A 21,752-nucleotide genomic window follows, 5' to 3' on the forward strand; every position below is an offset into this window, starting at 1 on the left:
AACACCACCACCACCATCCACATCACCGGACACCAGCAAAACCACACCGTCTTCAACACCACCATCACCGGCCCCACCACCTAACCCACCAACACCCCGGAAACCCCACCCCCCCCAAGACCACCCCCACCGCCGCACACCGCGCACCGCACACCGGGGAAACCCCACCGCCGAACACCCGGCCGACCGCGACGGCACACCCCAACACGCACCGGACACCCTCAACCAGGTCGAAGCCGGTGCAGCGATGACACCGCCATCAGCGCGAACGCGGCAAGACCGGAATCCTGCCGAAAGGCCCACCCGGACCACCCAGACCCAGCGAGCAGCAGGCCGCCCAAGCCGAGCGGGAACTGAAACACCGCCCCCTGAGCCACCGCCGGGGCGACCAGCAGTGGACCCTGGCCCGTGTGAAGACGCTGATCCGGTCTTCCAGCTGCCCGCCCACGCGCCAGACCCGAATCCGCAAGAAGGCACCTGGTCGCCGGCCAAGCGTGACATCGGCAACCTCGCCGCAGCCGACCCCGGCCAGATCACCCACGCCGTGAAGCGCAAGCTCAAGATGCCGCAGTACCGACCGGAGGTCATCCATGGCTGCCTCGCCGACACCGGCCTGGTGCCAAAAGCATGAACACGCCGGCCGGCCGATCGGCAACAGCGCAGTCTGTTTGGCCGGAGTCTAAAGTCGCTGGTCAGATACGGTGACGAGATGAACGAGAGCCTGCCCGCTGACGTAGCCGACGTGCTTGCGGCAGTCCTGAACAGGGACACCCCCGTTCATATCGCGCTCCAAAGGCAAGTTCCTCACCTCAGTGTGCGAGCCCGCTGCACCTGCGGGTGCGGCACCGCCTACTTCGAACTCGACACCAGCAAGCTGGAACCCGCGCCCACCGACCCCGGCACCGCCGTGGCCGCCGAAGCGCAGCTCGTCACCGAAGCCGGCGAGTACCCCGGCGAGGTCCTGGTCTTCACCCAGGGCGGCTACCTGTCATGGCTGGAAATCTCCTCATGGAGCAACGACACCGAAGTGACGCTGACCACCGCCCGTCACTGGCTGCAGACACCCTCTTGACCTCGAACGGCAAGCCTCCAGCGGCGCCCCCGCGACACCACGGGCCCCGCCTCCGGATCCTGGACACCGAAGAGACAGGGTCAACCGCCTCTGCGGTCCAGGACCCGACGGGCCGCCTCCGCCTCCGCCGCAGACGGCGACAACTCATCGAGCGTGTCGAGTTCGGCATCTGCCTCCAACTCGCTTTCCCAGGCCGCAGCGAGCCGCTCCTGCTCATCGCGTGGTTCGACATCGACAGCCCGCCGGTCCCCAGGGTTCAGAACCGCCAAAAATCTAGCCACCGAATCCATCGGCATACCGCACTCCTCATCACCGGACAACATGCTGATTCCCGCCCAGCATCGCCAACCGGCTTCCGGCCAGCCGCCTGACACAACCTCAACACACCCGAATGGCCCCAGCCCCGCCGGACAACCACCACCCTTGATCGATGCCGTCAAGACTGCGCACCCGAGTGGCACCCCTCCCGCCGTCCTTGGGCCCAAGTCACCCGTACGCACTCTCGACGCTCACGCTCCCTAGGTCGTCAGAGGCGGGTGGCCATCACGTGCGCGAGGCGCAACAGGTCGCGCACGCCCGGATTATCCCCGTCAGCCCGCGCCAAAGCCGCGCGCTCGGCGTCGCCCAAACCGGCCGGCGACCGCCGCAACAGCGAACCGGGATGGTGCAGATCGTGCACCCGGGTCACGAACGCGAAGGAGCGGCGCCGCGGCGGCGCGTCCACGTCGAGCTGCCCGGAGTAGATGACGTGACGTCCGCCCGGCGCCGCCAGCACCGCGCGCAGGCGACGGGCGGAGCCGACGATCGCGGGCGGGGCGTCGACCGGGGCGAGACCCCGCCACGGGTCGAAGAAGCGGACCCGGCCCTCGGAGCCGGCGTGACCGCCGACCACGTCCCAGGCCGGGACCGCGCACAGCTGCGACAGCATCGGGGTGTCGCGGGACGCCACCGGCCGCATCCCGTCGGCGTCCAGCCGCCACAGCACCAGCCCGCCGTGCCGCCCCGCCGTCACGAGCGCGTCCTCCCCGGCGAAGACCAGCTCCCGTACCGGCGCGTGCTCCGCCGGTACAGGGGCCGCGTCCAGCGCATGGCCGAGTGCGGCGTGGACGGCGATCAGGCGGTAGCCGTCGCACAGCACCATGCGGTCGCCCCTGGGGGTCACCGCCATCGGACCGCCGGTGCTCAGCGCCCACTGCCCGAGGTCGACCTGACGCAACTCCCCGGTCGTCTTCAGGACCAGGACCTGCGGCGTGAGGGGCAGCGAGACCACGCAACCGTACGCCGTGGCCGCCAGGTGCGCCCCGGTGAGCGTGCGGCTCTGCGCCAGCACCCGCGTCTCGAACGACGTGTGCCGGACCAGTTCGGCCCGGGCCGCGTACCCCTCGCTGCGGCGCAGCGCGATCACGTCCCCGGGGCCCAGGACGGCGAGCGACTTGTGGCACACAGGGCCGCGGTGGAGCACCGTCCGCGTGCCGGACCCCGGCTCAAGGGTCTCGATCACCTCGCGCGACTGCTCGTCCGGGTCGTCCGTCACGCGCGCGGTGGCCAGCACCTCGCCGCCGTGCCCGAACGCGCTGTGCGCCGCGGAGAACACCCCGAAGTCCTCGGGCAGCGTCCGGGTGGCCGCGCCAGCCGCCCCGTCTACGAGGGCCCGGGCGCGGCGCGGGGAGAGGGACCGCAGCCAGCCGAACAGTTCCGCGTCCAGCGGATGGTCCGGCGCCCCGGTGCGCCGCGGGATCCGGCGCACGAGGTGCACCGCGTCGGTGAGGGGAGCGGAGCGGACGAGCTCCCAGTACGCCGTCCAGTCCCGCCGATGCGCGAGCCCGCTCGCCGTGTCCTCCAGTACCGCCGCCGACACGTGCGGCACGGGCAGCAGCTCCGGAAGCCACCCGTCCACCGCGATCCGGGCCTCCGGCATCTGCCGGCCCAGGGAGTCGGGGTCGAGCACCCGCCGCGGAACGTCGGCCTCCGGCTCCGGCGGCAGGCCCGCCGCCCGCAGCGCGCTGTTCTGCCGCGACACCGCGTCGCCCAGGGACGACATGTAGGTGGCGGGCGCGCGGTCGGTCAGCCGGCGCAACCACTTCACCGCCTCCTCGCCGACCTCCACGGCCTCCCGGGGACGGTCTGCGTCGAGCAGGATCCCGTGCAGGCTCATCAGCGCCGTCGTCCACGCAAAGGTGTACCGGTGCGGATCGGCCTCGGCGAGGCGCCGGTTGAGCTCGGCCACCTCCCGCGCCGGTTCGACGGCCTCCACGTGCCGGCCGCGCGCGGACAGGTGCTCACGCAGCCGCTCCAGCGACGCGACGAGCGGCGTGTCCTCGACCAGCGCCCCCTCGCGCACCAACTCCCGTCCCAACTCCACCGCTTCGCGCAGGGCGACGTCCTCCGCAGGCGGACGGAACGTGAGGACCGCCCCGTTGGACAGCACGATCGCCAACCCCCTGCGCTGCCCCGGATCGTGGACAGCGGCCCTGCGGTACGCGCTCGCCGCCTCCTGGTTGGCCCGGTACGCCTCCTCCCACCGACCGGCCGACTCCAGATGCACACTGACATTGGCCAGCGCGGTCGCCCGGTACGGTTCGTACCGGCGCAGATCGTCCCGGGCGAGACGGGTGAAGAGGTCCACCACGCGCTGCTGCGTCGCCACCGCTTCGTCGACCTCGCCGGTGCGGTGCAGCAGACCGGCGACGTTGGTCAGGGTGCGGCCGACGTGCTCCTCGTACGTCTCCGGATCGTCGGCGGCCAGCTCCTGGAAAAGCCCGGCCCCGCGCCGCGCCGCCCGCAGCGCCTCCTCCGTGCGCCCCAGTTCGTGCAGGTCGTTGCCGTGCCCGGCGTACAGCCAGGCGCGTTCGTGCCGGTCCGGTGCCGCCGCGATCCGGGACGCGAACAGCCGGACGTTGACGGCGGCCCGTCCCACCACGAGGTTCGCGGGGGTCGGATGCGGCACGGCGTCCACCACGTCCTCCAAGAGCGCCGTCGTGATGTCGGGCAGTTCGGCCAGAGCGGTGAGGGCAGCGCCCCCGGCGGCCACGCCGAGGGCGGGATCGGCGGCCAGCAGCGGATACAGGCAGGCGGGCCCGAGGTGCGGCCAGCGGCCCGCCGCCGCGATCAGCGTCGACACCCCCCGGGCGGGGCCGGAGCCGTGCCGCAGCACGGCGCCCGCGGTGTCCGCCGCCCACGCCTGCGCCGGGTAGTCGGCCGCGTGGCCCGGCACGGTCAGCGCGACGAAGTCCTCCGCCAACCGGTCCGGATAGAGCGGTTCCAGGACCGTGCCGTCCACGCCCTCGGGCGGCGGATAGCAGACGCCGTGGTCCGCCAGCACGGTGGGCGTCGGCTGCCCGACCTCCAGCGCGTCCACCAGCAATGCTCCCTGCTCTTGCGGCTGCGCGCCGCTCAGGGAGGCGGCGAAGACCACCCGGTTCATGACCGCGGGGGACAGGGTGATCCGTCCCGCGCCCCGCCGGTCGTGCAGCAGCACCCAGCCCAGGTGCTCGCGGTCGAGGAGGTAGAGGGTGAGCCCCGCCAGATCGGGCGGGGCACGCCGGCCCGAGGCCGCGGCGTCGATGGCGACCAGGGCGGCCATGTGCACGGCGAGCACCAGCCTGAAGTCGTCGTCGGTGAGGTCGGGTTCGCCCGCCGGCGCTACGATCCCGTACCGCTCGGCGAAAGCGGCGCGTGCCGCACGGAACATCGCCCCCCGCTCGCCCTGCCCGGCCGCCGGGCCGCTCGGCTCGTCCAAAGGCCCGAGGGCCTGTGCCGACACGTCGATCTGCTCACCGGCGAGCGCCCCGCGCAGTGCCGGCCACGGATTGGTGCCGCGCGCCAGCAGCAGAACGCGGGCGCGCACGTCCGGCCGGTGCAGCAGGGCGTTGCTGAACAGCCAGGTGAGGGTGGTCAGCGGCCAGCGATCCGCGTAGTCGACCAGGAGCAGGAGCCCGGCCGCACTGTCCGGCGTCAGGTCCTGGCTGCCGGGCGGCGGCAGCACGGTCCCGGGCCCCTCGACCGCGGTGACCACCTTCCAGCCCTGCCCGGACAACTCGGCGGCCAGCTGCTGGGCCAGCCGGGTCTTGCCCTGCCCGCCCGGCGCGTGCAGCCAGCGCGCCGCCCGCTGCGGACCGCCGGCGCACCAGGCGTGCAGCGCTCCCAGCTCGTCCTCCCGCCCGGTGAACGGCGCCACGGCGAACCGAGCGTGGAGCATCCGACTGGGCTGCTGCCGCAGCCACTGCGGATCCGCCTCGGGGGTCGGTGCCCACCGGCGCAGCACGTACAACGGCGTGCCGTCGCCGAACACATGGATGTCCGCGCCGACGACACCGTAGGCGAACCCGCCCGTCGCGCTGACGTGCTGCTCGCTCACGTCGCGTGGTCACCGCGGCCGGCGCCGGGCTCCTGATGGACGATCACGTTCCCACCCTGCGCGCCGAACGCCTGCCCGTGGTCGCGCGCCTCGACGTGCTGCACCCAATGGCGCTGCTGGGCGGGCAGTTCGTCCTGCAGCCGCCGGGTCAGCTCACGCACGTCGTCGGCCACCTCCGGGTGCGCGCGAAGGAACTGCTCGAGCCGCAACTGCCACGCCGGTGCCAACTGCCGACGCGCCGCCTCCGGATCCTCCGCCCCGGACACCAGCGCGGCCTCGCTCTCCAACAGCGCCACCAGCGCACCCTGTTCGGGTGCGTCATCCCGCCCGAACAGCCGCAGCAACCCGGAGCGCGCGGCGCCCCAGGCGTCCGTCGCCATCGCGGCGACGAGCGTCGTCGAAGCGGCCGTCGCGACCGCCGCCAGGGATTCGATCATGAGTGTCCTCCCGTTGCCGTGCCCGCCCCATCGTGCCACCGCGGCGCGGCCCGCGCCCGCGCCCTCCCCGATCAACGTGCGGCGGTTATATGGTGGTTGGCCGCACCACCGGGACAACGACACGGCGACGACGCCGTGGGCGAGGGGGCGTCGTGTGGCGTCGCAAGGGCCCGAACCGCACCGGCCTACGCCGGCAGCTTCGCACGGCGCGCGTCCTGTTCGACACCGGCGACTTCGCCGCGGCAGAGGTGCTCCTGCGCCGCTTGCTGCCCGACTGCGAGGCGGAGCTGGGAGCGAACCACGGGGAGACCATCGGCCTGCTCAACCTGCTCGGCTCCACCCTCTACCAGCAGCGCAAGGCGACTGCGTCCGCGCAGATCGCCCGTGAGGCCACCGACCGTGCGGCCCGCGCCTGGGGCCCCGACGATCCCGCGACCCTCGACTGCGCTCACAACCTCGGCGGGGCCCTGGCCATCCAGGGTGACGTCTCCGCGTCCGTCGCGGTTCTCGACGACACCTGGCAGCGCCGCGCCCGCCGCCTCGGAGCCGCCCACGAATCCACCCTCACCACCGCCAACACTCTCGGCGCGACCCTCTTCGCCGCAGGCCTCCGCCACGACGGCCTCACAGTCCTGCGCCGCGCCCACGCCCAGAGCACGGGCCTGCCGGCCGGGCATCCGGTGCGTGTGGACATCGCCGACAATCTGCGGATCGCGGAACGGAACGCGGGCGGCTAGAGGGCGTCTGAAAAGCCTGTCAGCGGGCAAGTCGCCTGGTAGCGGGGCGGTGGCGCACTTTCGGGGGCTTGGGTGAGCGGGCTGCGTACCCGTTACTCGACGGATCTGTCCGATCCGGAGTGGGAGATCCTCCATCCGCTGGTTCCGGCGATCAGGCCCGGTGGCCGGCCGGCGAAACACACGCGGCGGGAAATCCTCAGCGCGCTGGTGTACCGGCTGCGGTCCGACTGTGCCTGGAAACTGCTGCCGCATGATCTGCCACCGTGGCAGACGGTCTGCCACTACTGGCGGCGATAGCAGCAAGAAGGCGTGTGGGAACGGATGCTGACGGCGCTGCGCGAACGCGAGCGGGCACAGCTCGGCCGCGCCCCCATCCCCAGTGCCGCTGTTGTGGACAGCCAGAGCGTCCGGGCCAGTGAGAGCGGCGGCCTGCACGGGTACGACGGCGGCAAGAAGGCCAGCGGCATCAAACGGCACCTGCTCGTCGACACCCGCGGCACCGTCCTGGTCACCTGCGTAAGCCCGGCCAGCGTCGGAGACCACGACGGCGCCGCGGTGCTGCTCTCCCGGGCGGCCGACGCCTTTCCGCGCCTTCGGCACGTATGGGCGGACCAGTGCTACCGCGGCGACGACTTCCACGCCTGGGCCCGGGAAGCCGCCGGCATCACCGTGGAGGCCGTGCAGCGCCACGACAGTGGATTCCGCTCGACCTGGGCGAGGGCAGAGACACCGCCTCCGGCAGCGCCCCTCTTCGCGGTGGTCCCGCGGCGTTGGGCGGTGGAGCGGACGTTCGCCTGGCCGGGAGGGCGCCGCCGCCTGTCAGCGGGATCCGTTGCACCATCCCCGACAAGGCCGACCGGGCACGCAACCGCCAGAAGCCCGACACCCGTGGCGGCCCGCCGTCGCATTTCGACCGGGCCGTCGTTCCACGCCAGCCGCCGCACCGCGGCCACCCGCCCCGTCACCCTGTACTTCGTCGCACACTCCACCTCAGCCGGGGAGCGCGAGGACGAGGCGGCCGCGGCTCCCGAGGTCGCCAGCACGCCGGCGAGTACGACCGCGGCCGCAACTGCCCATGAGGTCACGCGTCGTCGCGGCGTCATGCACGGACAACCGCCGCCGCGACCGGCTGTTACGGCTTCGCTGAGGTGATCACCCGACAGAGAAGGACCTGCCGGGTGACGGGTCCTGGAGGGTACGGAAGAACTCCGTGACGATGGGGCGGGCGCATACGGCCTTGGCTCGTGACCACTTGCGCGAATAGGCGGAGGGCGTTACCCGGTTGCCGGCGACCACGGCACGTTCCCTCTCCGTTCCCTTGGGCCGGTGGGTCGTGGTCCAGTCACTTCTGAATCGTCGCCTCCCAACCGGCGGGGAGCACCCGGCGCGGGCACGGCCGGAATGACGGATTGGGGTCCGGCCCCGGCGGGAAGGGAGCCTGCGAATGTCATGCGCACGACTACCTTCCCCCACAAGGAGGTCGACCATGCACGTCCGTACCTTGACCACCACCGTCGCCGCGGTTCTCGCGGTGACCTTCCCCCTGCTGGGCGGCCAGGCCGTGGCCGCCCCGTCGTCGGTCGCGGACCACACCCTGGCCGCACGCGTCGTCACCTACGACGCGAGCGGTGCCGCGGAGTTCAAGTCCGCGGTCGACCGCGGCGCGGCGATCTGGAACGAGAGCGTCGACGCGGTCGAACTACGGCCGGTCACCGCCGGGCAGCGCGCCAACATAAGGGTCCTGGCCGACAACGGCTGGCCCCGGGCCCTGCCCGGGTCACTCGGCAACGGAACCGTCTACATCGGCCGGCAGGCGGTGGACCAGGGCTACAACACGGTCCGCATCTCCGCCCATGAACTCGGCCACATCCTGGGCCTCCCGGACCGCAAGCCCGGACCCTGCTCCAGTCTGATGTCCGGTTCCAGCGCGGGCGTCGCCTGCACGAACCCGTACCCGAACGCGGCAGAGAAGGCCGAGGTCGAGGCTGACTTCGGCGGCGCCCTCGCGGGACCGGCCGCGACCACGCCCCGTGGCGTCGTGATCGTGGACTGACACGCGGCGCGGCGGCACGACGACGCCTGAACGCGCGTCAGGTAGCGTGCCCGCCGGTCCTCCCGGCGGGCACCCTACCCGGGCGAAGCCTCAGGCCTGAGTGCGCCGCACGCACGTCCCCAGCCGACTGCGCTCAGCCCGGAAATCGGGCGGATACGGCTGAGTAGCAGGCCGTCGACGTCCTGCCCGTTGTAGGCCAGGTAGGCCCTCGACAGCATCGGCACCCACGACGGTCTCCTGGCCTTCGGATCGCCGGACCGGCTCGTCCGCGGCTGCGGTCACAGGCTCAGCAGCAGGTCCCTGACCGCGACGGGCTGGGACAGGAACGGGTGGTGGCCGGCGTCGAGTTCGACGACGCTGTTGGCCCGGCGGGCGAACTCGCGCTGCAGCCGCGGCGGGGTGCCCCGGTCCTGGGCGCAGATGAGGTACGTCGAGGGCAACTGCTGCCATGCGGCCGCCCCGACCGGCTGCCCGGTCACCTGCACGCTCTGCCGGGTGAGGTGGTCCGCCGCCTGCGCCTGGACCTCGGGGTCGCAGTCCTGCAGGAATGTATCCACGAGCAGCTCGGGGCGGACCCCGAATGTGCCGGCGTCGGGGTCGACGTCGAGAAACGGGGCGGGGCCGCCGTCCCCGAACTCCGACAGGCTCTGCCCCACCTCGGGCAGGTAGCTGGAGACCAGCAGCAGGTGGCGTACCGACCCGATTCCCGCGGCGGCTTCCGCGGTGATGATGCCGCCGTAGCTGTGGGCGACCACGATGGTCGACTCGTCGCTGTCCTGCAGCACCTGCCGCACCGCGGCAACATCCTCGGGCAGCCCCGGACCGCCGACGCCGCCGGGCAGGCCCGCCTCGCCACAGCTCGGCAGCGCCGGGGCCACGCTCGGCACCCCTCGCTCCTGCAGCAGCTCGCCGGTGCGGTGCCACCACCACGACCCGTCCCGCACGCACGCCCCATGCACGAACACGACCCTCATCGCCACCTCCACGTCTGCCTTGACCGCCCCCTGCCGACGATAGGACTACAACTCCGGCTGATCCGGTCGCATCCGGGACACAGGGACGGCCGTGGTCATGGCGGTGATCAACTGGGTACTCATCGCGGTGCCGGCCGCCATCGCCGCACTGCTCCGGGACCGGGAGCCGTCCCGCGTCGGCTGCCCCGGGGCAGGTCACCTGAGCTCAACAGCGTAGGAGTCGCGGCTGAACGCCCAGCCGTCGGTGCCTTCGCCGATGATGTCGTCGATGAAGCGGTCCTCAAAGTCGTCGTCGCGCAGGTCGCCGGCCAGTCAGAGCGTCTCAGTGTCGCTCCAGTCGCCGCGGCTTCCGTCGATGCGCAGGGGTGCGGCGCAGCGCCGGTCCGGGTGACCGAGGTGCCGTCCGGGGCGTGGACGATGCCGAAGTCCAGCACCCGCGGCCCGTCCGGCGCCAGTCTGCCGGTCGAACCAGAGACGATCACCTACGGATGGCGCGGGTGACGACACCAGCGATAGCGGCGAGCGCGCTCATGACGGCGGCTCCTACCCCCAGAGGCTGCGCGAGACCCGGGTGCACACGGGCCACGTAGACGGCCGCCGTGGTGATGAGCAGCCCCACCAGCAGGGCGAGCAGGAGGAGCACCAGGCGCAGTTCCCGGAGGCTGCGGTCCTGAGGACGGGATGCGTCCGTGTCCGTCGTCATCGTTGAGTCCTTTGCGGATCGGGCACGGCGCGGAAGCGCCCAGGGGCGGGCGCGCTGTGCGGGCAGCGGGCCGGATGGCTTCAACAGTGGCGGAACCGCCACGGCGTCGGTGTGCCGTCCGTATGCCGTGTGACTGCCATTCCAGAGGACGGATAGCAGAGCGACCGGACAAAGGTGGGGGGTCTCCAAAACCGGCCTGTCGCCGATGAGGGCATCGCTAGTGCTCTGACCGGGAAGGTTCGCCGGGTTCGTGGGTGGGTGGATGACAAGCGACGACTTCCGGCGACGGAGATCCGCCCCATACGATCTTGAGTCCGGACTGTGGATGTCGGAGGGCGACGATGGAAGAGCCGCGGATGCGCCTCGGCAACGATGATGTGTGGCTGGAACTGGCTCGGCCCCGTGCGGACAGTTGGCAGATCACCGCAGATTGGTCGTCCTGCTTGACGGCTGACTTCACTGCGGATCTCAGCGCTGCGGAGGTCGTGGACTTCGTGGCCCGCATGCTCTCTCACTTGCGCGTGCCGTCGGCTGGACGCTTTTCGGTGGCGGTCACTCCCGGTCGGAACAATCCGCTGACGTTGAAGGCGGAGCCTGTGGGGAACGGTTTCGCCTTTTTCGTGCGCCTGACTCCGAACGGCGACGACGACGTGTGCCATTTGCAGATGGAGATCGATCCGATCGCCACGTTGGAGCTTCGTGAGACCTTCAGTGCGCTGCACGCGGCGCTGGTGGTCTGACCCTGCAGAGCGTTTTCGTCAGGCTGCGGCGTTGAGAGGGCGTCCGCCCCAGCGGATGCCCTTCTCGCTTTCGGGCTCTGCCGCTTGACTGCGCTCCTCGTTGCTCTGCGTACCCATGGCAACTCCTTTCACAGAGGTTGTACTGGTCTTACGAGTACACGCTGCCCCTTCGGAAGTGGCATCTCTTTTCGGAGCGGTTCCGCTCCGTGCTGGGCACCCAGACGATCGCGGGTGCGGGTCTGCCGTAGACGACCGCGCCGGCATGGCCTACGCAGCTGGGAGGAATCGAACGGAACGATCCGCCACGTGACTGTCGACGAGACCGACCACCAACGGCTCACCACTTTGGTGGCGGGCGCGAGGGCGGCCTGCGCCCTGCCCCTGGGCCTCGACGAACGCCACCCGCTGTTCCACGTCGCTCTGCCTGACAGTGACGGCGTGCTGCGCGCCAAGCGGTGGAGCTGTCGGGGAGCGCGATGCCGGCGTACGCGTCGGGTCGGACGGCCGAGCAGTACCGGTCGTGGGTGCGTGAGCGGTAGGCGGGCCGGCGGCCCGGGCTCTGGCCGAGGAGACGATGCGTGTCGAGGCGGCGTCGAAGAACAATTCGACGGAGTTGATCAACAGCCCGTCTCGCGATCCGAACGCGCCGATCCCGGAGGACGAGGAAGATAACGTCAGCGCACTTTGAGCTGGGCTGTCCACTCGCGTTGGCGAGGCCCGCGCCTCTTCCCCTCCCTCGAACGAGGGGCCTGCGGCCGATCCGTCCCCGCTCGGCTCCTGTGGTTGCCTGCCCGTCATGGTGATGACACCCCGGTGCAGATCCCGGGCGGCGCGCTGAAACTCTCGGATTGTCGTACCCGCCAGGTTCAATGGAACCGACAAGACGACCGACGGGGGCACCGCGCATGGAGTCAATCTTCTTCTCAAGTCCTGAGGAGTTCCGGGAGTGGCTAGAGGAGCACCACGCGACTGCCTCCGAATGCCGGGTGGGTATGTGGAGGAAGGGAACGGGCAAGCCCACGCTGAGCTGGTCGGAGGCGGTCGACCAGGCCCTGTGCTACGGCTGGATCGACGGCCGGCAGAGCCCGATCGACGACTTCTCCTGGACGATCCGGTTCACCCCGCGCAGGCCGCGCAGCAACTGGAGCCTGGTCAACCTCCGCAAGATCGAGGAGCTGACCGCGCAGGGGCTCATGCGGCCGGCCGGCACCGCTGTGTTCGAAGCCCGTGACCGGGACCGCGAGGAGAAGTCGGACTTGGAGTTCGAGGCGGCGCAGCTGGCTCGCTTCCAGGCAGAACCGCGGGCGTGGGAGTGGTTCAGCGGGCAGGCGCCTTCCTATCGCAAGCAGGCCATCCACCATGTCACCAGTGCCAAGCGGGATGAGACTCGCGAGCGGCGGTTGGACCAGCTGATCGCCGACAGCCTGGAGGGGGTGCGGCTCAAACCGTTCCGGCGGCCTGGAAGCTGAGGGTCTGCTGGAACAGGCCGAGCGCGATTGGTGCTGTCTGGTGCTGTGGGCATTGATGGGGGTGCCACTGGTCTGGCTTGTGGGACGCTGCTGGCCGAGGCGTCGTGACCGGTTCGCGGCGTACTGCCGCCGTCTCCCGGCGCACCCGGCCGAGCGGGCCCTCAGCACAGAGGAGCGTGACCTGCTGGAGCGCAGCCGGACCTGGCGCAGCGCGTACGACCGGGCCAGGGACGAGGAGACGTGGGTGGACCACGGAGGCGGGTTCTGATGACGGAGATGCGCGAGAGCCGGAGCGACCGGGGCACGTCTGAGAAGCAGCGCCCGCCGCGGCGCACTGTCCGCACCTGGCGGGTCAGGCGCCGTTTCCGGCACTGGGGGCGGCCGAAGGCCCGGCCCTGACCGGACGTGCACGAGGACGTCGCGTATCTCACCCGGGAGTTGGGCCGCTGGCACCCCGACACCCTCGCCGCCCGCTCGAGGGTCTTCACCTGGCTCCTCCACGAAGGGCGGCACCCCGAGATCCTGCGGCTGGCCGAGGCGGAAGTGGCCGAACGGACCGCGGAGTTCGGGGCCGACGTCCCCGACACCCTGAGGTGTCGATGGTCACTCGCCTGGCGCCGCCGCAGGGTCGGTGATCTGGACGGCGCCGTCGCCGAGGCGCGGGCGGTAGCGGACGACTCCGCCAGGGTGCTGGGCCCCGACCACGCCGACACCCACCGCTGCCGGGCGAGCCTGGCCCGGTTCCTCGCCGAGAACGGCGAAGCGGCCGAGGGGGGTACGTCTGCTGCGAGTCCTGTATGCCGAGTCCCAGGCCTTCGGCTGGGAGCGGAGGGACGAGACGCGGTCCATACGCATGGCCCTGGTCACGGTGCTGGAGCTGAACGGCGACTTCCAGGAGGCCCTGGACCTCCTGGAGGAGGAAATCGAAGCCGAGGCGGGGACGATCTACGGCGTCGACGAGAACCTCGGTGACTACGCGATGAAGGGTCTGCAGGAGCGGCGCACCCGGCTGGTAGCCAGCGTGGCCCTGTAGGACTGGAACCGGCGGAGCAAGGACGCCCCCGGCCAGTGACAGCTGTAGACCGGGGAACTACAGAGGACACCCGCGTGGATGCCGACTTGTCGGGATGGACGTTCGCGGCGGAGATCGCGAAGAAGCTCACGTCAAGATCGACAAGAACAGAGACACGTCCTCGGCTGTCACCTCCCTCTGCCGGGCACTCGGTGAGGCCAAGGAAGCCGAAACAGCCGCGTAAATCTGAAAGCTACTGCCCCGTTACGTGTGCCCTGGTGTCTCAGCTAGTACTCCAGCCGTAGTTCGTGATCTTCATGCCTGAGTGGCTTGTCGTCGGTAGTGGCTGGCCTGGGATCGGGCCTGGTGGCGGCGTCGCCAGACGGACCAGCCGAGCCGGTGGACGGCGTCGCGGAGAGGGGTTGGACGACGAGCGTGATGAACAGCCGTTGGATCTCGTTGCAGGTGAGCGGTATCAGCTCGTCGGGTGCGGGGGTGGCGGTCGCGTTCGTCCGCGCGGACGACGGCGAGGAAGGCGTGCGCGAGCATGGCCAGGGTGACCCAGCGGGACCAGGACGGGTAGCGGCGAACCTGGTGCTCGTCCAGGGCGGCCAGGCCCTTGCCGGACTGGAAGAACTCCTCCACCCGCCACCTTGATCCAGCGACGCGCACCAGGGTGGTCAGCGGCACCGGTGCAGGCGAGTAGCAGCGGTAGTAGGCGAGTTCGCCGGTGCTGCGGTTGCGGCGGATCAGCAACTGTCGGCTCCCGGGCCGGGGGTCGGTGAGGTCGATGACGGCCCAGTCGTAGAAGCGGTGGCCCTTGGCTTTGACCCCTGCGGACAGCTTCTGCCAGGCCCTCTTGGGCACCTTCCTGGCCGGCGTGTCCGCGCGGAACTTCCCGGCGCCTGTGGTGGCTTCGTGCGAGCAGGCCACCGCTAGGTCGTGTCCGCAAAGTCAGGGGAGCCAGAGTCGTAGGCAGGCGATGGTGAACCGGGTCTGCCGCACGATCGGGTGACATCTTGACCTGCCCCACCTCTCAGGTTCCAGTTCTGGTGGCTAACTGACGGCCTTCACGAAAGGCTGCCGGACATGCCCCGCGCCTACCCCGCTGAGTTCCGCGCCCGCGCCATCGCGTTGGTGCGGGCAGGAAAAGAACAGAAGCAGACCGCCGTTGACCTCGGCATCCATCCGGTCACGTTGTCGAAGTGGTTGCGCCAGGACGACATCGACAACAGCCGGCGCCCCGGCAGGGTCTCGGAGGAGTCCGCAGAGCTGCGTGCAGCGCGGCGACGGATCCACGAGCTGGAAACCGAGCTCGAGATCGTCCGCAGGGCCGCCAAGTTCCTCGGCGAGGACAAGCCGGCCCCAAAAGGCTCTACCCGGTGATCGACCGACTCGTCGATGCCGGGGCACCGGTCGACCGATGCTGCCGGATCCTCGGGGTCGCCCGGCAGAACTACTACAAACACAGGCGCACCCCGACCACACCGCGGCAGCTGCGGCGGGAGTGGCTGACCGGACTGATCCGGGAGGCCCACGTCGCCTCACGCGGCACCTACGGTTACCGCCGCGTCCACGCCGAGCTCACCCTGGGCATAGGCATCCGGGTGTGCTCCAGGACCGTGTCGGTGCTGATGACACAGGCCGGGATCCACGGCCTGCCCGGCCCGGTGCGGATCAAGCGCCTGCGGGGTGTCGTCACCGCCGATGACCTGGTCAACCGGAAGTTCCATCGTCTGCGTCCCAACGAGCTGTGGGTCACCGACATCACGCAACACCGCACCAGGGAAGGGTGGGTGTACTGCGCCGCGGTCCTGGACGCGTTCAGCCGCAAGATCGTGGGCTGGTCCATCGACTCCAGACAGGACTCCACCCTCGTGGTCAACGCATTGGACATGGCCCTCCGCAACCAGCGCCCCGAACCGGGCGGGATAGTTCACGCCGATCACGGCGCCCAGTTCACCTCCTGGGTCTTCGGGGAAAGGATCCGCTCCGCCGGACTCCTGCCGTCGTTCGGCACCGTCGGGGACGGCCTGGACAACGCGATGATGGAGTCGTTCTGGTCCTCGATGCAGATCGAGCTGTTAAATCGCAGGCGGTGGAAGACCCGGGTCGAGTTGGCGAACGCGATCTTCGAGTACATCGAGACCTTCCACAACCGACAGCGGCGCCACTCAGCACCGGGCTACCGCACCCCGATCGAGTACGAACTACTCTCCGAACAAGACACCATCCCCGCCGTCAGTTAGCCACCGCAACTGGAACCCAAACCGTGGGGCAGGTCATCTGAACTGGCTTGCCCTGCGGGGCGGGTGGGAAGGATGTTGCTGTGCCCAAGCCCTATCCGGAGGAGTTCCGTCAGGACGTCGTGCGGGTCGCGAGGAACCGCGGGCCGGGGGTGACGGTCGAGCAGGTGGCCACCGACTTCGGAGTCCATCCGATGACGTTGTGGAAGTGGATGCGCCGGGCGGACATCGACGACGGGACCAAGCCCGGAACGACCAGCCAGGAGAGCGCGGAACTGCGGGAAGCGCGTCGGCGGATCAAGCTGCTGGAGCAGGAGAACGAGGTTTTGCGCCGGGCTGCGGCCTATCTGTCGCAGGCCCATCTGCCGGGAAAAGGGTCTACCCGCTCGTGAAGGAGCTGGCCGTGGACGGGGTGCCGGTCACGGTGACGTGCCGGGTGCTGAAGCTCGCCAGACAGCCCTACTACCGCTGGCTGGGCAAGCCGGTGGCCGACGCGGTGCTGGAGGAGGCGTATCGCGCGAACGCACTGTTCGACGCGCACCGTGACGACCCGGAATTCGGCTACCGCTTCCTGGCCGACGAAGCGCGCGGGGCCGGGGCTCCGATGGCCGACCGGACCGCGTGGCGGATCTGCCGGGACAACAACTGGTGGAGCGTGTTTGGCAAGAAGCGCGGCAAGGGCACGAAGGCCGGCCCGCCGGTGCACGACGACCTCGTCCGCCGTGACTTCACCGCGACCTGTGCGAACCGGCTGTGGCTCGCCGACATCACCGAACACGCCACCGGCGAAGGCAAGCTCTATCTCTGCGCGATCAAGGACGTCTTCAGCAACAGGATCGTGGGCTACTCCATCGACGAGCGGATGAAATCCCGCCTGGCCGTGACCGCCCTGGACAACGCCGTGGCCCGGCGTGAAGACGTCGACGGCTGCATCCTGCACAGCGACCGCGGATCGCAGTTCCGCTCCCGGAAGTTCGTCCGGGCCCTCGACCACCACCGGATGGCCGGATCGATAGGGAGGGTCGGAGCTGCCGGCGACAACGCGGCCATGGAGTCCTTCTTCAGCCTGCTGCAGAAGAACGTCCTCGACCGCCGTGTCTGGGCCACCCGCGAAGAACTCCGGATCGCGATCGTGACCTGGATCGAGCGGACCTACCACCGACGCCGCAGACAAGCCGCACTCGGCCGGCTGACCCCCATCGAATTCGAGACCGTCATGACCACGTCGGCCCTCCAGGCCGCGTGACCACACCTGTCACCCGAACCTGCATCAGACCCTTCGGCCACGCACGAGGACGATGCGTCGCGGCCTCACTCGGTCCACGAGCCGGGCGCAAGCCTTGGGCGCGGTGGCGTCCAGCGCGTGCCACCGCGGCCGTTCACGTCCCTCAGATGTGGCGCCCTGCGTCGCGCGAGGCGACGGTGACGTCCCACCTGCTGTGGCCGGCCGCCGCGCGAGGCCCACACTGACGAAGCCGCTGTCGACGGCGGGCGTGCCCCCGGTGCTCGTAGCGTGCCCGGTGCTCATCGGGCCCCCGTGTGCGAGGCCAGGGACATCCGGTCGGTCAGCAGCCTGCCGACGCCGATCAGGCCGTGCTCGTCGTCCGGTCTGCCCAGCGACACCAGGGCGTTCACCGCGTCCCCGTCGAGACCGAAGCAGCCCAGGCGCACGAGTTCGTCCACCAGCAGCTCCCGGTAGCGTTCTCCGACGGCCAGGGCGAACCCGCCTATCACGATGTACCGGCACACTCCGATAGAGGTGAAGACGGCGCCTATAGCCTGCGCGAGGCGGGTGAGCGTGCCGCGCAGTACCTCTGTGGTGAACGCGTCGCCCTCCCGCACTGCGGCCGCTATCGCCGGGTTGTCGATGTCGGCGGCACGGCCCCCGCACCGCGCGGCGAGCAGGGACCGGGCGAAGCCGGCCGGATCGGCGTCCGCCACCCGGCGGACCGCGGCGAGCACACCCCGTCCGGAGGCGATGGCGGCGAGGTGTCCGCGTGCACCGCAGTCGCACAGCGGCGCCTCCGGGGAGGGGTCGCACACCCAGTGCCCGAGCTCGCCCCCGTGCCCGTCGGCGTTCAGCAGTACCTCGCCGCCGCGGAAGACCTTGTTGCCGATGCCGGAACTGACGGTCAGCAGGCAGAACGGCTCGGTCTCGGTCGCCGCGTAGCGCCAGGCGGCGGCGGTCAGGTCGTTGACGACCACGACCGGCGCGCCGATCCGCTCCGTTAAAAGCTGCCCGAGCGGCAGCGGCTCGCCGCGCTGCCCCCACACCGTGGGAGCCGCCAGGACGAGACCGTCGGCCGAGATCGGTCCGGCGAAGGCCACACCGACAGCGCGGGGCGCCGCACCGCCGGTGTGCCGGCCGACCTCGTCGACGATCTGGTCCACGATGCGGCGTTGCAGCACGGCCACGGGGTCCTGCGGATGGCGGGCCATGCCCTCGACCGGCACCCGGCGCACGCTGTTGACGGCCGCCGTGGCCGGGTCGTAGCCGCCCGTGCGCAGCGTTGTGCCCCCCAGGTCGAGCACGGTGAGGACGCCGCCGGCGTCCCCTGGGTCCCCGGAGCCGTCGCGGCGTGCGGAGCCGCCCGCCGGGGCGTCGTCCGGGACGGGGACGACAGCGAGACGGTCAGTCTGGGGAATGGTCACGAAGTTCCTCCTCGAAGGCATGAAGCCATGGATCGGCCCGAGTCATTGACGAGGCCGTGTTCACCATACGAACAGTTGACGACGTCCCTGCGGCCGACGGTGCTGATGCGGCGACGTTCGGCCCGGTCGGGCCGGTTGACCTCGAGGACGTGCGGCCCGTGCGAGATCGCGGTGCGGGTGAAACCGGCTCCGTAGGAGGAGGTGCCTTCCACGCCGATCGCGATCACGTGGCTGTGTGCGTTCAGGAAGGCCAGGGCCGCAGCGTATCCGGCGGCGGCGGTGGCGAACTCGGCGTCCGCGAGGTGACCGCCGTTGTCACTGATCACCGCGACGTGGACGGTGTCGGCATGAGAGTCGACCCCGCCGAACACATCCTGATCCGCCGTCTCCTGTGCCGCTGCCGATGTCATGCTGATGCTGCCTTCCTTGCCGGAGGGGGGCACCGGCCGGGTGGCGCAGACAGGACATTGGTCGGGTGGCCCGAGGTGGAAGCGAAGGCTTCTCAGCCGGAAGCCACCCTTTCCGGATCGTCAGCCGGGGTACCGGCGCGCAACCACCGGTAGCCGTAGGCGGGCAGTTCGACGCGGAGCAGACCGTCGTCTGACACCTCGAGACCGGCATGGTCCTCGTCGAGGAGGTCGGTCAGCCGGCTACCCGGCCCGGTCTCCGGGAGCCGCAGCCGTACGGTGAGGGGGCGGCCCGCGAAGTTGTGCAGCGCCAGGACCCTCCCCTCGGTGGTGCAGCTGAGGTGGGCGAGCACGGCGCGCTCTCCCGTCTCAACGAGGCGGTACTCGCCCCAGGCCAGCTCGGGAGCCTCTCGGTAGCGCTCGACGAACAGCCGTATGCGGCTCAGGAGCGAGCCGGGGTCGCGGCTCTGCTCGTACACGTTCACCTTCCGGGGTGCGAACGCGCCGTCCGCCAGCGGGTTCGGGAAGGTGTCCGGATCGGCGGTGGAGTAGCCGGCGCCCTCCTGCGGGGTCCACTGCATGGGGGTGCGTACGGCCTGACGGCCCTCGGCGGCCAGGTTCTCGCCCATGCCGATCTCCTCTCCGTAGAAGAGGACGGGGGTGCCCGGCAGGGTGAACAGCAGGCTGTAGGCGAGTTCGACGCGGCGGCGGTCACCGTTCACCATGGGAGGCAGCCTGCGGCGCAGTCCCCGGTCGTACAGCTGCATGTCCTTGTCCGGGCCGAAGGCCGCGAAGACCTCGGCGCGTTCGTCGTCGCTCAGCTTGTCGAGCGTGAGTTCGTCGTGGTTGCGGACGAACGTGGCCCAGTGGGCGTCGCGCGGGGCAGCCGGGCGGTCGCTCAGTGCGGCAGCCAGCGGCCCCGCCTCCTCACGTGCCATCGACAGGTACATCTGCTGCATGCCGACGAAGTCGAAGCACATGGTGAGTTCGTCGCCACGGTCCGAGTCGGGGTCGCCGAAGAACCGGGCGAGGTCGCCGTAGGGCAGGTTCACCTCGCCGAGCAGCACCGACTCACCGTTGCGGCGGCCCAGGAAGGCGCGCAGGTCCGCGAGGTACTCGTGCGGGTCCGGTAGCGCCTCGGCGTCGTCCTGCCCGTCCGTCTCCAGCAGGAAGGGCACGGCGTCGACGCGGAACCCCGACAGCCCGAGCTGAGTCCAGAAACCCATGACGCGGGCTATCTCGTCCCGTACGTCGGGGTTGGCGACGTTGAGGTCGGGCTGCTGCTTGTAAAAGCGGTGCAGGTAGTACTGGCCGCTGCCCTCGTCGTACTCCCACAGGCTGTCCTCGGCGTCGGGGAAGACCACACCCTCGGGGCCGTCCTTGGGCGGCTCGTCCTGCCAGACGTACCAGTCGCGGTGGACCGAGTCCCTGCCGGAGCGGGCGTCCTGGAACCAGGGATGGTCCTCGGAGGTGTGGTTGACCACGAGGTCGGCGATCACGCGGATGCCGCGGTCCTTGGCCGTACGGACGAACTCGGTGAAGTCGCCGAGCGTGCCCAGGCGGGGGTCGACACCGTAGAAGTCGGTGATGTCGTATCCGTCGTCGCGCTCCCTCGTCGGATAGAAGGGCATCAGCCACACGCACGTCACTCCGAGGCGCACCAGATGGTCGATGCGCTGCGTGAGGCCCGCGAAGTCGCCGATCCCGTCGCCGTTGCCGTCCTGGTACGTCTCTACGTCGAGGCAGTACACCACCGCGTTCTTCCACCACAGGTCGGACGTGCGGGTCAGACGCATCGGTACTCCTTCGCCGTGGCGGCAAGCGGGCGGGTGAGGTCCAGCCGGGGCAGGACCTCGGCACCGAACGTGTCGATGAACGAGGCTTGTTCGCGGCCGACGTGGTGGAGCATCACCGCGTCGAATCCGAGGTCGGCGTACTCCTGGAGCCAGGCGGTGTGCCGGCCGAGGTCGGAGGAGACGTTGACCGTGCCCGCCACCTGCTCGGGCGTGACGTGCTCGCTGACGAGGTCGAAGAGCTCCGCGGAGTCGAGGTCCCAACTGGCCGGGGGTGCATGCACGTTGGTACGCCACTGGTCGTACGCCAGCGCCAGGGCCTGATCCTCGTCGGGCGCCCAGCTCAGGTGCACCTGGAGGTGCAGGGGCCCGCGCCCGCCTGCGTCGCGGTAGGCGTCGGCGATCTCGCGCAGCCGTTCCCGCGGGGCGTTGACCGTGATGAGGCCGTCCGCCCACTGGGCGCACCAGGCGGCGGTTGCGGTGCTGCAAGCGGCTCCGATGAGCGGCGGCACACTGGGCGGCAGCGTCCACAGCCGGGCCCGGTCCACGGTCACCAGTCCGTCGTGGCTGACTTCTTCTCCTGCCAGCAGTGCGCGGATGATGTCGACGCATTCCCGCAGGCGTGCGTTGCGTTGGTCCTTGCGTGGCCAACGGGCTCCTGTGATGTGCTCGTTGGAAGCCTCTCCGCTGCCGAGTGCGGTCCAGAACCTGCCCGGGTACATGGACGCGAGGCTGGCGATCGCCTGGGCGATGATCGCGGGGTGGTAGCGCTGCCCCGGCGCGTTCACCACGCCGAACGGCATCTGGTCGGTGGCCTGAAGCGCGGCGCCGAGCCAGGACCAGGCGAATCCCGACTCGCCCTGGCGGACGCTCCAGGGCGAGAAGTGGTCCGAGCACATGGCGGCGGTGAATCCCGCACGCTCTGCTTGCACCACGGCGTCGAGCAGGTCCGCGGGCGGGGCCTGTTCGTGCGAGGCGTGTAGTCCATAGACAGTCATGCCGGGGTGGGTACCCCGGCAAGCGGACCTCAGCGGGGACGATCCGGCGGGACATCGAAGGAGCCCGAGGGATCTCGAAGCCGGGCCGCTCACCTCGCCGGG

21 protein-coding genes and 2 pseudogenes are annotated in these 21,752 nt (G+C 70.5%); 12 read left to right on the forward strand and 11 right to left on the reverse strand.

Going from position 1 to position 21,752, the window contains the following annotated elements; genetic code table 11:
* Positions 1-394 precede the first annotated feature (394 nt).
* Positions 395-631 (forward strand): hypothetical protein, encoded by a 237-nt coding sequence (locus ACFYW9_RS37180; RefSeq protein ID WP_389159506.1) that lies wholly within the window; start codon positions 395-397, stop codon positions 629-631.
* A 78-nt stretch (positions 632-709) separates the two neighbouring features.
* Positions 710-1,072 carry a hypothetical protein gene (locus ACFYW9_RS37185; protein WP_389159507.1) on the forward strand — a complete coding sequence of 121 codons (363 nt, stop codon included), beginning with the start codon at positions 710-712 and terminating at the stop codon, positions 1,070-1,072.
* A gap of 80 nt (positions 1,073-1,152) precedes the next feature.
* Here the strand turns inward: ACFYW9_RS37185 and ACFYW9_RS37190 are convergent, their stop codons facing one another.
* From ACFYW9_RS37190 to ACFYW9_RS37200, 3 genes are all read right to left on the reverse strand, one after another.
* Entirely contained in the window at positions 1,153-1,368 is a 216-nt protein-coding gene (locus tag ACFYW9_RS37190) for a hypothetical protein (protein WP_389159508.1), read from the reverse strand.
* A 230-nt stretch (positions 1,369-1,598) separates the two neighbouring features.
* Positions 1,599-5,429: a hypothetical protein gene (locus ACFYW9_RS37195; RefSeq protein ID WP_389159509.1), complete on the reverse strand. Its 3,831-nt coding sequence runs from the start codon at positions 5,427-5,429 to the stop codon at positions 1,599-1,601.
* Entirely contained in the window at positions 5,426-5,866 is a 441-nt protein-coding gene (locus ACFYW9_RS37200) for a hypothetical protein (protein ID WP_351874285.1), read from the reverse strand. The genes ACFYW9_RS37195 and ACFYW9_RS37200 overlap by 4 nt, the downstream gene beginning before the upstream one ends.
* A 152-nt stretch (positions 5,867-6,018) precedes the next feature.
* Between ACFYW9_RS37200 and ACFYW9_RS37205 the strand changes: the two genes are divergently transcribed.
* The 4 genes from ACFYW9_RS37205 to ACFYW9_RS37220 all read left to right on the forward strand — a co-directional run bounded on the left by ACFYW9_RS37205 (position 6,019) and on the right by ACFYW9_RS37220 (position 8,656).
* The gene (locus ACFYW9_RS37205) at positions 6,019-6,603 is read left to right on the forward strand and encodes a tetratricopeptide repeat protein (protein WP_389159510.1); all 585 of its coding nucleotides are present in this window, start codon (positions 6,019-6,021) and stop codon (positions 6,601-6,603) included.
* A 72-nt stretch (positions 6,604-6,675) separates the two neighbouring features.
* Positions 6,676-6,900, forward strand: coding sequence for a transposase (locus ACFYW9_RS37210; protein WP_389159511.1), 225 nt, complete (start codon positions 6,676-6,678; stop codon positions 6,898-6,900).
* A gap of 12 nt (positions 6,901-6,912) precedes the next feature.
* Positions 6,913-7,755, forward strand: coding sequence for a transposase (locus ACFYW9_RS37215; protein WP_389159512.1), 843 nt, complete (start codon positions 6,913-6,915; stop codon positions 7,753-7,755).
* Between the two features lie 334 nt (positions 7,756-8,089).
* Positions 8,090-8,656 (forward strand): snapalysin family zinc-dependent metalloprotease, encoded by a 567-nt coding sequence (locus ACFYW9_RS37220; protein ID WP_389159513.1) that lies wholly within the window; start codon positions 8,090-8,092, stop codon positions 8,654-8,656.
* Positions 8,657-8,934: 278 nt separating this feature from the next.
* Here the strand turns inward: ACFYW9_RS37220 and ACFYW9_RS37225 are convergent, their stop codons facing one another.
* Positions 8,935-9,630, reverse strand: a complete 696-nt coding sequence (locus ACFYW9_RS37225; protein WP_389159514.1) for an alpha/beta hydrolase — start codon at positions 9,628-9,630, stop codon at positions 8,935-8,937.
* Positions 9,631-10,108: 478 nt separating this feature from the next.
* Positions 10,109-10,333, reverse strand: coding sequence for a hypothetical protein (locus ACFYW9_RS37230; RefSeq protein ID WP_389159515.1), 225 nt, complete (start codon positions 10,331-10,333; stop codon positions 10,109-10,111).
* Positions 10,334-10,674: 341 nt separating this feature from the next.
* Between ACFYW9_RS37230 and ACFYW9_RS37235 the strand changes: the two genes are divergently transcribed.
* The 3 genes from ACFYW9_RS37235 to ACFYW9_RS37245 all read left to right on the forward strand — a co-directional run bounded on the left by ACFYW9_RS37235 (position 10,675) and on the right by ACFYW9_RS37245 (position 12,810).
* Positions 10,675-11,073 (forward strand): hypothetical protein, encoded by a 399-nt coding sequence (locus tag ACFYW9_RS37235; protein ID WP_389159516.1) that lies wholly within the window; start codon positions 10,675-10,677, stop codon positions 11,071-11,073.
* Between the two features lie 992 nt (positions 11,074-12,065).
* Positions 12,066-12,542: a YdeI family protein gene (locus tag ACFYW9_RS37240; RefSeq protein WP_389159553.1), complete on the forward strand. Its 477-nt coding sequence runs from the start codon at positions 12,066-12,068 to the stop codon at positions 12,540-12,542.
* Between the two features lie 40 nt (positions 12,543-12,582).
* A complete protein-coding gene (locus tag ACFYW9_RS37245; RefSeq protein WP_389159517.1) occupies positions 12,583-12,810 on the forward strand; it encodes a hypothetical protein in 228 nt (75 codons plus the stop codon).
* Between the two features lie 335 nt (positions 12,811-13,145).
* Here ACFYW9_RS37245 and ACFYW9_RS37250 read toward each other — a convergent pair whose 3' ends face one another.
* The gene (locus tag ACFYW9_RS37250; RefSeq protein WP_389159518.1) at positions 13,146-13,397 is read right to left on the reverse strand and encodes a hypothetical protein; all 252 of its coding nucleotides are present in this window, start codon (positions 13,395-13,397) and stop codon (positions 13,146-13,148) included.
* Here ACFYW9_RS37250 and ACFYW9_RS37255 point away from each other — a divergent pair.
* Positions 13,396-13,575, forward strand: a complete 180-nt coding sequence (locus ACFYW9_RS37255; protein WP_389159519.1) for a hypothetical protein — start codon at positions 13,396-13,398, stop codon at positions 13,573-13,575. The two genes, ACFYW9_RS37250 and ACFYW9_RS37255, sit on opposite strands and share 2 nt — an antisense overlap.
* A 294-nt stretch (positions 13,576-13,869) precedes the next feature.
* Here the strand turns inward: ACFYW9_RS37255 and ACFYW9_RS37260 are convergent.
* Positions 13,870-14,502: pseudogene (locus tag ACFYW9_RS37260) on the reverse strand (IS701 family transposase); the annotation flags it as partial.
* Between the two features lie 141 nt (positions 14,503-14,643).
* On the opposite strand from ACFYW9_RS37260, the pseudogene ACFYW9_RS37265 reads away from it, so the two are divergent.
* Together ACFYW9_RS37265 and ACFYW9_RS37270 are read left to right on the forward strand one after the other, a co-directional pair.
* Positions 14,644-15,803, forward strand: a pseudogene (locus ACFYW9_RS37265) (IS3 family transposase).
* Between the two features lie 80 nt (positions 15,804-15,883).
* Positions 15,884-17,046 (forward strand): IS3 family transposase gene (locus ACFYW9_RS37270; RefSeq protein WP_389159520.1). Its coding sequence is split into 2 segments (ribosomal slippage): positions 15,884-16,168 and positions 16,171-17,046, totalling 1,161 coding nucleotides; the frame shifts between segments, so codons are not numbered across the junction.
* A 278-nt stretch (positions 17,047-17,324) separates the two neighbouring features.
* Here the strand turns inward: ACFYW9_RS37270 and ACFYW9_RS37275 are convergent.
* The 4 genes from ACFYW9_RS37275 to ACFYW9_RS37290 are packed head-to-tail and all read right to left on the reverse strand — an operon-like array spanning position 17,325 to position 21,650.
* Positions 17,325-18,452, reverse strand: a complete 1,128-nt coding sequence (locus tag ACFYW9_RS37275; protein ID WP_389159521.1) for an ROK family protein — start codon at positions 18,450-18,452, stop codon at positions 17,325-17,327.
* A complete protein-coding gene (locus ACFYW9_RS37280) occupies positions 18,449-18,895 on the reverse strand; it encodes a transposase (RefSeq protein WP_389159522.1) in 447 nt (148 codons plus the stop codon). The genes ACFYW9_RS37275 and ACFYW9_RS37280 overlap by 4 nt, the downstream gene beginning before the upstream one ends.
* 59 nt (positions 18,896-18,954) lie before the next feature.
* Positions 18,955-20,655 (reverse strand): alpha-amylase family protein, encoded by a 1,701-nt coding sequence (locus ACFYW9_RS37285; RefSeq protein ID WP_389159523.1) that lies wholly within the window; start codon positions 20,653-20,655, stop codon positions 18,955-18,957.
* Entirely contained in the window at positions 20,646-21,650 is a 1,005-nt protein-coding gene (locus tag ACFYW9_RS37290; RefSeq protein ID WP_389159524.1) for a TIGR03885 family FMN-dependent LLM class oxidoreductase, read from the reverse strand. Before ACFYW9_RS37290 ends, ACFYW9_RS37285 begins: the two co-directional genes overlap by 10 nt.
* Positions 21,651-21,752: the final 102 nt, after the last annotated feature.

Source organism: Streptomyces sp. NPDC002698, from assembly GCF_042888945.1.
Taxonomy (GTDB): domain Bacteria; phylum Actinomycetota; class Actinomycetes; order Streptomycetales; family Streptomycetaceae; genus Streptomyces.